General features: G+C 41.3%; 11 protein-coding genes. 5 read left to right on the top strand and 6 right to left on the bottom strand.

Going from position 1 to position 11,781, the window contains the following annotated elements; all coding sequences use genetic code 11:
* The first annotated feature begins 93 nt into the window (after nucleotides 1–93).
* From FTT71_RS11445 to FTT71_RS11430, 4 genes are all read left to right on the top strand, one after another.
* A complete protein-coding gene (locus FTT71_RS11445; RefSeq protein WP_154321229.1) occupies nucleotides 94–435 on the top strand; it encodes a DMT family protein in 342 nt (113 codons plus the stop codon).
* A 223-nt stretch (nucleotides 436–658) separates the two neighbouring features.
* Nucleotides 659–1,171, top strand: coding sequence for a 5-(carboxyamino)imidazole ribonucleotide mutase (gene purE / locus FTT71_RS11440; RefSeq protein ID WP_019836195.1), 513 nt, complete (start codon nucleotides 659–661; stop codon nucleotides 1,169–1,171).
* A gap of 14 nt (nucleotides 1,172–1,185) precedes the next feature.
* Entirely contained in the window at nucleotides 1,186–2,307 is a 1,122-nt protein-coding gene (locus FTT71_RS11435) for a 5-(carboxyamino)imidazole ribonucleotide synthase (RefSeq protein ID WP_131261895.1), read from the top strand.
* A gap of 678 nt (nucleotides 2,308–2,985) precedes the next feature.
* Nucleotides 2,986–4,272: a lytic murein transglycosylase gene (locus FTT71_RS11430; RefSeq protein ID WP_004969803.1), complete on the top strand. Its 1,287-nt coding sequence runs from the start codon at nucleotides 2,986–2,988 to the stop codon at nucleotides 4,270–4,272.
* A gap of 70 nt (nucleotides 4,273–4,342) precedes the next feature.
* Here the strand turns inward: FTT71_RS11430 and FTT71_RS11425 are convergent, their stop codons facing one another.
* The 5 genes from FTT71_RS11425 to FTT71_RS11405 form a co-directional block, all read right to left on the bottom strand.
* Nucleotides 4,343–4,720: a hypothetical protein gene (locus FTT71_RS11425; RefSeq protein ID WP_162164695.1), complete on the bottom strand. Its 378-nt coding sequence runs from the start codon at nucleotides 4,718–4,720 to the stop codon at nucleotides 4,343–4,345.
* A 140-nt stretch (nucleotides 4,721–4,860) separates the two neighbouring features.
* Nucleotides 4,861–5,775 (bottom strand): matrixin family metalloprotease, encoded by a 915-nt coding sequence (locus FTT71_RS11420; protein WP_180096318.1) that lies wholly within the window; start codon nucleotides 5,773–5,775, stop codon nucleotides 4,861–4,863.
* A gap of 219 nt (nucleotides 5,776–5,994) precedes the next feature.
* On the bottom strand, nucleotides 5,995–7,932 hold the full coding sequence (gene dnaK, locus FTT71_RS11415) for a molecular chaperone DnaK (RefSeq protein WP_154321227.1): 1,938 nt from the start codon (nucleotides 7,930–7,932) through the stop codon (nucleotides 5,995–5,997).
* 121 nt (nucleotides 7,933–8,053) lie between these two features.
* On the bottom strand, nucleotides 8,054–8,626 hold the full coding sequence (grpE, locus tag FTT71_RS11410) for a nucleotide exchange factor GrpE (RefSeq protein WP_256732321.1): 573 nt from the start codon (nucleotides 8,624–8,626) through the stop codon (nucleotides 8,054–8,056).
* Between the two features lie 566 nt (nucleotides 8,627–9,192).
* Nucleotides 9,193–9,660 (bottom strand): hypothetical protein, encoded by a 468-nt coding sequence (locus FTT71_RS11405; protein ID WP_131261893.1) that lies wholly within the window; start codon nucleotides 9,658–9,660, stop codon nucleotides 9,193–9,195.
* A gap of 220 nt (nucleotides 9,661–9,880) precedes the next feature.
* Here FTT71_RS11405 and FTT71_RS11400 point away from each other — a divergent pair, with 220 nt between their 5' ends.
* Nucleotides 9,881–10,954, top strand: a complete 1,074-nt coding sequence (locus tag FTT71_RS11400; protein WP_131261892.1) for an alpha/beta hydrolase — start codon at nucleotides 9,881–9,883, stop codon at nucleotides 10,952–10,954.
* A gap of 40 nt (nucleotides 10,955–10,994) precedes the next feature.
* On the opposite strand, the gene FTT71_RS11395 is transcribed toward FTT71_RS11400, so the two are convergent.
* On the bottom strand, nucleotides 10,995–11,639 hold the full coding sequence (locus tag FTT71_RS11395; protein ID WP_180160988.1) for an acetoacetate decarboxylase family protein: 645 nt from the start codon (nucleotides 11,637–11,639) through the stop codon (nucleotides 10,995–10,997).
* Nucleotides 11,640–11,781: the final 142 nt, after the last annotated feature.

The following is an 11,781-nucleotide window of genomic DNA, read 5'->3' as shown; positions in this document are numbered from 1 at the left end:
CTGCGCCAAACGATGTAAAAAATTGCTGCTCTTGCATTTTTCATGGCAAATAGCTCGTAAAATAAAACTGAATTTTTAAGATAGTACGACACAATGTCTTCAGCATTTTTACTTTTGGTGGTTGCAAACTGTTTTATGACCTTGGCGTGGTATGGTCATCTCAAGTTTTTACCACATGATGCGCCGCTGTGGCAGGCTATTTTATTCAGTTGGGTGATCGCCCTGTTTGAATACAGTTTGATGATTCCTGCTACCCGTTTGCTGGCGCAGCATGGCTGGGCGGTAGGTCAAATGAAAATTACCCAAGAAGTTGTGACTTTATTGGTGTTTGTCCCGTTTATGATTTTTTTGTTTAAGCAACCTTTTAAACTGGATTATTTATGGGCAGCCTTATGTTTATGTGGTTGCGTGTATTTTGTATTTCGTGCGCCTTAAAGACGAGTTTTAGCTCGCTTGAATAGCTTTAGGTTCACCTATTTTGTTTAACTGTTTTCAATTCTTTAAAATAACCCGATAAAAATAATCAAAAAAGTCGGTTGAGTCGCCGTGTTCAATTTTAACAAGTCGAAAAATAAGTCTATAATGTGGAGTTCTTATTCAAGCTTGGCTTTCTCGCCTGAATTTCTCTTTCCTTAGTTTCGTTTCTGGAATATTTGTAATGAACGCGGCCGCTGCACAAGACGCTCCTCTCGTTGGAATTATCATGGGTTCTCAATCGGATTGGGCAACTCTCGAACACACTGCCAATATGCTGAAGCAGCTTGGTGTCCCATTTGAAGCGGAAGTCGTTTCTGCACACCGTACCCCAGATCGCTTATTTGAATATGCTGAACAAGCGCGTGATCGTGGCATTCAGGTGATTATTGCAGGCGCTGGTGGTGCCGCACACTTACCAGGTATGTGTGCAGCTAAAACTGATTTACCTGTTTTAGGTGTGCCAGTGAAATCTTCAATTTTAAATGGTGTCGATTCATTACTTTCAATTGTGCAAATGCCTGCAGGTATTGCCGTAGGTACATTGGCGATTGGTCCTGCGGGAGCAACCAATGCGGCAATTATGGCAGCCCAAATTTTAGGTTTAACCCGTCCAGAAATTGCACAAAATGTTGCCAATTTCCGTGCCGCGCAAACTGAGAAAGTTTCAAGCAACAATATTCCAGGTCAGGCTTAAGCGGGACAATTACTATGGATAAGACCATCGGTATTTTTGGTGGCGGTCAATTGGGTCGCATGATGGCACAAGCGGCTTTACCCTTAAATATTCAATGTACCTTTTTTGAAGCCAGTCCAGATTGCCCAGCGGCAACCTTGGGTCAGGTTTTTGCCAGCAAAAGCGAAAATAGCCTACAAGATTTTATACACAGTGCCGATGTATTCAGCCTTGAGTTTGAAAATACTCCGTTGGCTGATGTTGATGTATTGATTAAGCACAAAGACTTGCATCCACCACGTCAGGCTTTGGCAATTGCCCAAAACCGCTTGCTGGAAAAAGGCTTATTTGATGAATTGGCGATTCCTGTTGCGCCGTATAAAGCGGTCAACTCGCTGGAAAGTTTACAGGCTGCTGTAGCTGAACTTGGTCTGCCAATTGTGCTAAAAACCGCAACAGGCGGCTATGATGGCAAAGGTCAGTTTGTCTTGCGCAGTGCAGATCAGATTGAACAAGCATGGGCAGAACTTGGCCCTGCAGGCAGCTTGATCGCAGAAAGTTTTGTTACTTTTTCACGTGAAGTATCTATTATTGCGGTGCGTGGTCAAAATGGTGAAGTAAAAACTTGGCCATTGGCAGAAAACCATCATCACAACGGTATTTTGTCGCATTCGATTGTCCCTGCACCAAACAGCGCTGACTTGCAGCCTGCGGCACAAGACTATATCACTCGCCTGCTCAATCACTTGAATTATGTAGGTGTGTTGACGTTAGAGCTATTTGTCACTGACAAGGGCTTGTATGCCAACGAGATGGCACCTCGTGTGCATAACTCAGGTCACTGGTCAATTGAAGGCGCGGTGTGTTCGCAGTTTGAGAACCATATTCGTGCTGTAGCAGGTTTACCGTTAGGCTCAACTGAAGTGGTACGTCCAACGGTGATGGTCAATATTATTGGTCAGCATCCCAAAACTGAAGATGTGTTGGCATTGAATGGCGCACATTTGCATTTGTACAATAAAACTGAGCGTGAAGGTCGTAAAATTGGGCATATTACTTTAATGCCGAATGATGCTGCTGAGTTGACAGATTTATGCCGCCAATTGGCAAAAATTTTGCCAAATCCATTGGCGCTCAGTGCTGATATGAGCTTGTAAATTTAAAAATGACGCCAAAGCGCTCATCACGATGAGCGCTTTTTTATGCTCTCACATTTTTTATTCTGCCCATTTTTAAGGTGTTCTACCGTTAATCTGTCTAGGATTGACGCTGTAATTTTAGGTTGATTAAGATAGATCAGGCTGAATAAGCAACCATCACCGTAGCAAAGCAATACTTAAAATAAAAATGCGCACAAGTCTGATGGGAAACAGATGATAATTATGAATTCAAAACTTTAAATTCAAATAGCGCGTTTTAAATTTAAAGCGATGCTTCAACTTTGAATTTAAATATCAGAAATGAATTTAAAGATAGATCTGCAGTTTTGAATTTAAATAAAGTAGCGGCTCTTTTGATCTTTAAATTTAAAAAGCTACTTTTAAATTCAAAGTAATACATCGTAAATATGCAGTGAATGTCGTGTTTTGTGGATAACTTGGGTTGGTTTAATTTGAATTTAAACTTTTAAATTTAAAAGTCTTATCATGTGTTGTGATTTTGAATTTAAAAATGTGAGATGCCGTACTTGTGGATAAGTGTTTTAAATTTAAAACGAGAAAATGAATTTAAAACTGTGTAAATGAATTTAAAGTTACAGATTTTCATCTGATCTCTGTGGCTGAAGGTGTTATGGTAAAGCCAAGATTTAAATTCAAAACACATCAAAGGGTATTATGCATCGTTTCGCTGTGATTTTTGCGACAGCTGCAATGGCAGCTACTCAGGTTCAGGCAGAACTGATTATCAATGGAAAATCTGTCACCGTAACACCAACGGTCAGTACATCTGCAAATTTTCAACCACAAAACCATTTTCAAAGTTGTTTGGCCAATTTACGCAGCCAAGCCATTGCCAAAGGGGTGAGTGGCAGCAGTTATGATCGCTATACTCAAAATCTCAGCCCAGATTATTCCGTCATTGAGCGTTTAAATTACCAACCTGAATTTTCTACGCCAATCTGGGATTATCTCTCAGGCTTGGTCGATGATGAGCGCGTGCAGGCAGGACAGCAGAAATTGGCACAGCACCGTGATGTGCTCAATCGTGTTGCAGCAGCCTATGGCGTACCTGCAGAAACCGTAGTGGCGGTTTGGGGTGTAGAAAGTAACTTTGGTGCGATTTCAGGATCCTATCCATTATTGCAAGCGCTAGGTACCTTGAGCTGTGAAGGACGCCGTCAAAGCTATTTCCGAGGTGAGTTTTTTACCACCATGCGTTTATTGCAACGTGGTGATGTCACTGAATCACAATTAAAAGGCTCATGGGCAGGGGCGTTTGGGCATACTCAGTTTATGCCATCGACCTATGATGAGTTGGCGGTCGATTTTGATGGTGATGGTCGCCGTGACTTAGTATCTAGTATTCCAGATGCTTTGGCTTCCACCGCTAACTTTTTAAAACGTCGCGGCTGGCAAACAGGGCAGCCGTGGGGCTTTGAAGTCAAAGTGCCTGCAGGCATGTCTTTGAGTGGTGAAGGGCGACGCAATAAAAAATCCCTCAGCAGTTGGGTTAATCGTGGGTTGACTCGTGCAGATGGTTCGGCATTAATTCAGGGCAATTTATCGGGCAGTAGTCAGGCAGGCTTGATGGCACCTGCAGGTGCGAATGGCCCTGTATTCTTAGTGTTTAGAAACTTCGATGCCATTTATAGCTATAACGCAGCAGAAAGTTATGCCTTAGCGATTGCGCATTTATCAGATCGTTTAATGGGGCAGTCTGCATTCCGCACCGCTTGGCCAACCGATGATGCAGGTACATCCCGCGCAGAACGCCGTGAAATTCAACGCTTTTTGTTAAGTCGTGGTTATGACATTGGTGAAGTGGATGGTTTAATTGGCGACAAAACCCGTCAAGCGATTCGTCAGGAACAGACTCGACTCGGCTTGGCTGCAACAGGTCGGGCAGGGCAGCAAATTTTAAGAGCGTTTCGTAATGAAGCGGCCAAACAAATGATGCAATAAGTTGTTGCGATTGCATAAAAAAGGTCTGCAAATGTGCAGACCTTTTTAATTTTTGTCTTAAAACAGGGGATTAAGGTTCAATTTTCACTGCTTCAAGCAAATCAAAAATCACAGTCGTGACATCTTGGCTTAATTCTTTGTTATTAAAAATTTCATAAGCTGAAATGGTGATGTCGGTATCACTTGGCAGCAAACGCTGTTCTTCTTCAATCAGGTGTTCAATTGGTAATAAGGTCTGTCTAACCTCAAGATGCAAAATATCTTTGTATTCAATATTTTCATCTTCAAGTTCAATCACTTGCTCATTAAAATACGGCAATAAAATCGAGTGGAGACAAGGTTGAAGCTCAACAATATCAAAAATTTCGATATCACGGCTTTGTTCAATCGTGCTGATGTGGTCATTTACTTCAATCAGGATATGGTAGTAACTCACATGAATCTCCACAGATCGTTCAGGGTTATACAGAGCCTTCACAATAACATGAAATGAGTAAATTTGCTGCCTTTGCACGTGTAATGGATATGCAACTATCGTACAGGGTGAGGGGAGTTTTGTGTTTTAGTCACTTCAGTTTGCCAGATTGCTCAATGCCGTGCATGGAGTAAATCGAGATCGGCAGGGCGCAGTTGGAAATTCTGCAACTGCTGATCTTTTAGCATTGGATACATTAAGGCATAAGGATCATTATGGTGTGCTAAACCTAAAGCATGGCCGAATTCATGCGCCAAAGTTAAGCGTAAATCATCTTTAGATTGAAACTCATAAATCCGAATGGCCTGACCATCAAAGCTGCCTTTATCAAATAAACGTGGCTGAAAACGTGCATTAAATTGCTGGATGGAAATATCAATGTCCTGATTGAGTTGATTGAGGGCATCGACTTGTTGGTTGAGTTGGTTAATTTGTTGATTAAATTGCGCCATTTCGTGTTCTAAACTCCACATGTTTTGCTGGATTTCTTGTTTTTTGGCTGCAAAAACTTCCTGTTGCGAAGGATGTAGCCCACCACTTTGGTTAATTTGCTGTACTTGACGATTGTATTGTTCAAGTTGTTGTTCAAATAGCATTTTTTTTGCATCAAGCTGTTGATTTTTATCTGCAATTTCTTGTTTTAGTGCTTGAATATTTTGGTTTTGATTGCTCCAGTGTTGTTGGCGTTGTTCAATGGCTGTAAGTTGCTGTTGTCGTTGGTTGGATTCATCTTGATGTTGATCATAAATCAAGTGAATGGCGAGCTTGGCATTTGGATCATATACAAAATAATCCTGTCCCGTCCCTTGTGTCCAGATCAGGGTGGCTTCCTGACTTAGTTGTAGTACATCGGCATGGCTTAAGCCAAAACGCGGATCGATTTCTCCAATACGATAACGTAAGCGAGTATCTAAAGGATGTTGCAAACTATCCAGTACTGTATTGTGTCGTGTATGAGGATGTTGAATATTTTGATAAATCAGCAAGATAGAAAACAGTATGATTGCACCCAATAGAAACAAACGCATTGCTAGCGGCATCCTTTTTTGGGTTTACTGTAGCCGAAAGTAGGGCAGAAACTCAATCTATTTGCAGTTAGAGCATCATTTTATCTATTGTACTCGGTTGAGCGTCCAATTGTCTGTGCTCTTTCATTTAAATCTTGAAGTCAGTGTATGGATATCGAAAAGAAAAACCGCGCTGCAATTGCTTGCAGCGCGGTTTTTGATGTGCGTTAAAGCGACAAATTATTTTTTATCATCTTTGACTTCAGTGAATTCAGCATCCACAACGCCATCATCGGCTTTTTGTTGACCTGCGTCACCGCCAAATGCATTTGGGTCGAAACCTTGTGCACCGCCTTGACCTTGTGCAGCTTCATACGCACGTTGCGTAATTGGCATGATGATGTTTTGCAATGCTTCAGTTTTTGCTTTGATTGCATCTACATCATTTTCTTTGGTTGTCGCTTCAAGCTCAGTGACTGCAGTTTCAATCGCAGTTTTTTCATCGGCAGTCACTTGTTCACCAAGGTCTTTTACTGCTTTTTGAGCAGAAGAAACTAAAGCATCCGCTTCGTTACGTGCTTTTGCAAGTTCTTCAAACTTACGGTCTTCTTCAGCATTTGCTTCAGCATCTTTAATCATCGCTTCAATTTCAGCATCGCTCAAACCAGAGTTTGCTTTAATTTGAATCGATTGTTCTTTGCCTGTGCTCTTGTCTTTTGCAGACACTTTCAAGATACCGTCAGCGTTAATGTCGAACGAAACTTCAATTTGTGGCACACCGCGTGGCGCTGGTGGAATGTCACCTAATTGGAAGTTACCCAACAATTTGTTTTGTTGAGCCATTTTACGCTCACCTTGGTAAACTGAAATGTCTACTGCAGGCTGGTTGTCTGCCGCTGTTGAGAACACTTGAGATTTCTTCGCAGGAATCGTGGTGTTTTTCTCAATGATTGGCGTCAACACGCCACCCATAGTTTCAATACCAAGCGTTAACGGAGTTACGTCTAGAAGCAATACGTCAGTTTTGTCACCAGACAATACGGCACCCTGAATTGCTGCACCAATTGCAACAGCTTCGTCTGGGTTTACGTCTTTACGTGGCTCTTTGCCAAAGAATTCTTGTACTTTTTGTTGTACAAGTGGCATACGTGATTGACCACCCACCAAAATCACGTCAGAGATGTCAGAAGTTGAAAGTCCTGCATCTTGTAGCGCAACTTTACATGGCTCAATGGTACGAGCGACTAAATCAGCAACCAAACCTTCAAGTTTGGCGCGAGTCACGTTCATCACCAAGTGCTTCGGACCTGTTGCGTCTGCAGTGATATATGGCAAGTTGATTTCAGTCGCATTTGAAGATGAAAGCTCGATTTTTGCTTTCTCAGCCGCTTCTTTCAGACGTTGTAATGCCAATGGATCTTGTTTCAAGTTGAAGTTTTGCTCTTTTTTGAACTCTTCAACCAAGTATTCGATCAAGGCATTGTCAAAGTCTTCACCACCAAGGAAGGTATCACCGTTGGTTGATAACACTTCAATTTGTTGGTCGCCATCAAGGTCTGCAATTTCAATGATCGATACGTCAAAAGTACCACCACCCAAGTCATATACAGCAACTTTACGGTCGCCTTCTTTCTTGTCCATACCAAATGCAAGCGCAGCAGCAGTTGGTTCGTTGATGATACGTTTAACTTCTAAGCCTGCAATTTTACCCGCATCTTTGGTTGCTTGGCGCTGTGCATCGTTAAAGTACGCAGGTACAGTAATCACGGCTTCAGTAACTGTTTCGCCCAAATAATCTTCGGCAGTCTTTTTCATCTTTTTCAAAGTTTCTGCAGAAATTTGCTGTGGTGCAAGTTTCTTGTCATTCACTTCAACCCAAGCATCGCCATTGTCTGCTTTGATGATTTTGTAAGGCACAAGACCAATGTCTTTTTGTACCGCTTGGTCTTCATAACGACGACCAATCAAACGCTTAATTGCGAATAATGTGTTTTTCGGGTTAGTTACAGCCTGACGCTTTGCAGATTGACCTACAAGAATTTCGCCATCTTTATAAGCAATAATAGATGGAGTTGTACGTGCGCCTTCTGCGTTTTCAATTACTTTAACTTTGTCGCCTTCAAGTACCGCTACACATGAGTTAGTTGTACCTAAGTCAATACCAATGATTTTAGCCATTTGGATGTTTCCTCAAAAATTCTTTTGCAATGTTTTCACTTGTTATTCGATATGAGAGCCAATCAAAATTTTTCAAGTTGTTTAGATGAAAATTTTTTATCAACTCTCGATTTTATAAGGCTTAAGCGCCAACCATCACCATTGCAGGGCGGAGTAAGCGACCATGTAAGGTGTAGCCTTTTTGTAATACGTTGCCAATTTCATTGGCTTTTGCATTTGGATCAATCCCTACGGCTTGATGCAGGTCTGCATTGAAACCATTGGCTGTATCAATCACCACCACACCAAACTTTTCTAAAGTGGTCAGTAATGATTTCAAGGTCAGTTCCACACCTTCAGACAAGGCAGTTTTTTCATCACCATTGGCGGCAATAGCACGCTCAAGGTTGTCTACAGAATCCAATAATTCTTTAGCAAACTTTTCTAAAGCAAACTTTTTAGCTGTATCTGCTTCACGTTCTAAACGCTCTTTGGTTTTTTCCGCTTCGTAAACTGCATTGGCAGTACGTGCTTTTTCCAATTTTAGGTTTTCTTCAAGTTTGCTCAGTTGTTCTTGTAAAGACTCAACGGAAACTTCTGCTTGCTCAGTATCTTGCGCTGTTTGTTGTTCCGTCTGCTCTTGCTCAAGGTCTTGAGTTTGTTCGTTTTGCTCAGTTGCCATTGATTTACTCCGTTTAAATGGGTTTTTAAACATGTACAGTCCTTTGGCGTCAGTGCTAACTGCGTTATTGCTGAACTGCCATGGTTAGAGAAGTTCGTAATTAGCTAAGAAATCGGGGCAGGGCAGGCAAAATTCAAGCGTGCCAGTAGATTAATTTTCATTGCCATGAAATTTGGTCAAAACAATACATTTTGAATCAAGATGTCGGCGGATGAATGAAGCAAATTAAACTTTGAAACTTATAATATTTTTTTGTTTAAAAAAGTATGGTAATAGGGAGCTGATTATTCAGCTAAACCAGTGCTTTTATTACGGAGATAGCTAAAAACACTGTTTTATCAACAGGATTCGACTGGGTGTTTGTTCACTATATTGTGCATGCGTATGATTAGAGTTTTTAAGTTTTGGTTGATTAATCGCTAAAACAGCTTAATCGAGAGTAATTATATATTTTACACAAAACCTAACACTGCTTATTCTTTGCGCATAGATGCTATATCGCTGTAGTTTCTTGTGTATTGCTAAATGTGTTTTCGGGGCTTATCTAACTTCTGAATAAGCCCTTTTTTTACCTCATTTGTTTTGCTTTGCTGCAAGACTCAATCACGATCACGTCGTTGTTCACGGTCTTTACGGTTTTCCTGCCAGCGCTTTTGTTGTGCATCACGTTGTTGTTGCCAGCGTTTACGTGCTTCCTCACGCTTTTTTTGTTCAGCTTCAATTTGCTGCTTACGCTTTTGCTCAAGCTGTTTACGCTGCTGTTCCGATAAGCGTTTACGCTGCTCTGCTAAACGTTGTCGCTCTTGTTCATAGCGTTGTTGCTGTAATTGCTGTTGTCGTTTTTGTTCCCATTCACGACGTTCTAGTTCACGTTTACGACGCTCTAACTCAACCCGATTTTTACCTTGTTGATATTCCCAACGCTGCCGATCATTGTCATAACGTCGATGATCATCATCATAGCGTGGCTCATATCGTCCATCGTAGTAACCTTCGTCAGGCACGACTACGCAACCTACGGCTAAAAAAGCAGTCGCACATGAAAGTAAGATTAATTTTTTAGTCATGCTCTGCCTCCTGAGCTGATGAGGTGAATTTGTCTGAAACATCAAACATAGACTGCAATAGTGTCAATGACAGCGTCATAAAAGCAGGGTAGCGTATAGGTAATTTGAATGTGTATAACGATTGAAGCACTTGTATAACAAAATGGTCACTGTGCTGTTGATCATGAAGAAATTATGAAGCGTTTAGGCAAATCATGCAGACATATAAAAAGGAACAGGCATGCAAATTTTGAATTCATCTCTCAAAAATAAATTGCACAAAGGACAAGGTGCTGCTGCACGTGCATTAAATAAGTTACCAAGTCGAGTACATCATACTTTGGCTCAAGCTTTGGGTTATCCGTATCATTATCCAGACCTTGATCCATTTATTAAATGCATGATGGCGGCACAATTAAAACAAGGGAAAATTGGTTTTATTGGTGCTGACCCTGTACAGTCTAGACAGGCATTTGATCGACAAATGCAATCTATTCTGAGCACTCCAACTGCGGTCAAACGAGTTGAAGAAATCCGTTTAAACTTAGCCAGTGGCAATATCGCAGCGCGTTATTATCATCCTGCACCACATAAAAAATTGCCTTTAATCGTGTTTTATCATGGTGGTGGTTTTGTGGTGGGTGGTTTAGACAGTCATGACGAATTTTGCCGCTTAATGGCGGTACATGCCCATGCACAAGTGTTGAGTGTGGAATATCCACTCGCGCCTGAAGCTAGTCCACAGCAGATTATTCAAGTCTGTGAAGATGCTTTGGCATGGGCATATCAACATCGTCGAGAAATGAAAATTTTAAAAAATCGCATAGCGGTGGCAGGCGATAGTGCGGGTGGTAATATTGCAGCGGTGGTTGCACAGCGTAGTGCTCATTCAGCCTATGCACCTGACGCACAATTTTTAATTTATCCAGCCTTAGATTTTAAGAGTCGCCATCCTTCATTCTTTGCTTATAAAGATGGTTTGGTGTTGACGGGACAAGATATTGATTTTGTCACCCAGCACTATGTCACACAGCATCAGGTCGCTTTGGATGATCCAATCATTTCGCCAACTTTTGGCAAATTGAAAAAACTAGCGCCTGCCTTTGTGGTCACAGCAGGGCATGACGTTTTGCATGATGAAGCTGAAATTTATGCACATAAATTACGTCAACATGCTGTCACGGTAAAATATGTAGAATATTTAGATCAAACACATGGTTTTATTAGCATGACCTTTGTGTCGCGTCGCGCCAAAAAAATCAGCATTGAAATGTGTAAAAACTTTAGAAAATTTTGGGATCGACCACGTAGCTAAACCTTGGGTTGTCTTTGTTAATCTGTTTCACGTGGAACGGTTAAACCAGAGTAGAGATTTCGGCTTCTGGAAAAGTCAGTTCGAACTCAGGCACGTAAAAACCATTGATGAAGCGTGCCTGATTAAAATCAGGAAACAAACTTGGATTCGATTGCCAAGACGCATGTTTGAGTGGGATTAATCTGCCGCGAAAAGAAGGATTAAATTGATAAGATTTCCCTTGCCATGTTTGCTGAATTTTTAAAAGCGCAGCAGGGATGTAATGACTATCAATAAAGCTACGTTGCGTATTGCATTTTTCAAGTTGAATGGCGAATTGCAAATCTGCGTGTTGTATTTTGCAACTCATCTGTCGATCTTGAATATCCCAATCAAAGCTTGCCAGTTCTTTCGGAATACCCCAAAGCTGTTGTCCGTGTTGCACAGAAGGCTCAGTTGAAACAAAAATTTTAGGAATGGTAGATAAACGACGCTGCCTAAATAGAGGATGATCTAAAATCAGCAGCTCATCATAAGCGCCAATGGGGCTAGCGTTATAACGTACCCACATGACTTGAACAAGACGCCCTAAAAAAGAAGGTGCTAAGCCAAAAGGCTGTGCCAGATTTAAAAAATGCGGGCTGAGCCAATAATTTAAAATATAGGCTTCACCTTGAAGTTGCCAAGGTGCTGGACACAGTCGGATCTGATCTGAATTATTTTTATCAAATGGAGCGTAAAACTCAGTCCTTCAGGTCAGAGATATAAGCGACACGACATGAAGTGTCGTTTGATTTAACTAAGGACTATTTTCCTTGAGTTTTGATTGTTAATATAAGTACATGAAA

Source organism: Acinetobacter sp. YH01004, assembly GCF_013420455.1.
Classification (GTDB): domain Bacteria; phylum Pseudomonadota; class Gammaproteobacteria; order Pseudomonadales; family Moraxellaceae; genus Acinetobacter; species Acinetobacter towneri.
This window is presented reverse-complemented; position numbering and strand designations above follow the sequence as displayed.

Bases quoted from the DNA above. Each gene is read 5' to 3' on its own strand.
- grpE (WP_256732321.1), bottom strand. From the start codon at position 8,626: ATGTTTAAAAACCCATTTAAACGGAGTAAATCAATGGCAACTGAGCAA.
- FTT71_RS11405 (WP_131261893.1), bottom strand. From the start codon at position 9,660: ATGACTAAAAAATTAATCTTACTTTCATGTGCGACTGCTTTTTTAGCC.
- FTT71_RS11430 (WP_004969803.1), top strand. From the start codon at position 2,986: ATGCATCGTTTCGCTGTGATTTTTGCGACAGCTGCAATGGCAGCTACT.
- FTT71_RS11435 (WP_131261895.1), top strand. From the start codon at position 1,186: ATGGATAAGACCATCGGTATTTTTGGTGGCGGTCAATTGGGTCGCATG.
- FTT71_RS11445 (WP_154321229.1), top strand. From the start codon at position 94: ATGTCTTCAGCATTTTTACTTTTGGTGGTTGCAAACTGTTTTATGACC.
- FTT71_RS11400 (WP_131261892.1), top strand. From the start codon at position 9,881: ATGCAAATTTTGAATTCATCTCTCAAAAATAAATTGCACAAAGGACAA.
- purE (WP_019836195.1), top strand. From the start codon at position 659: ATGAACGCGGCCGCTGCACAAGACGCTCCTCTCGTTGGAATTATCATG.
- dnaK (WP_154321227.1), bottom strand. From the start codon at position 7,932: ATGGCTAAAATCATTGGTATTGACTTAGGTACAACTAACTCATGTGTA.
- FTT71_RS11420 (WP_180096318.1), bottom strand. From the start codon at position 5,775: ATGCGTTTGTTTCTATTGGGTGCAATCATACTGTTTTCTATCTTGCTG.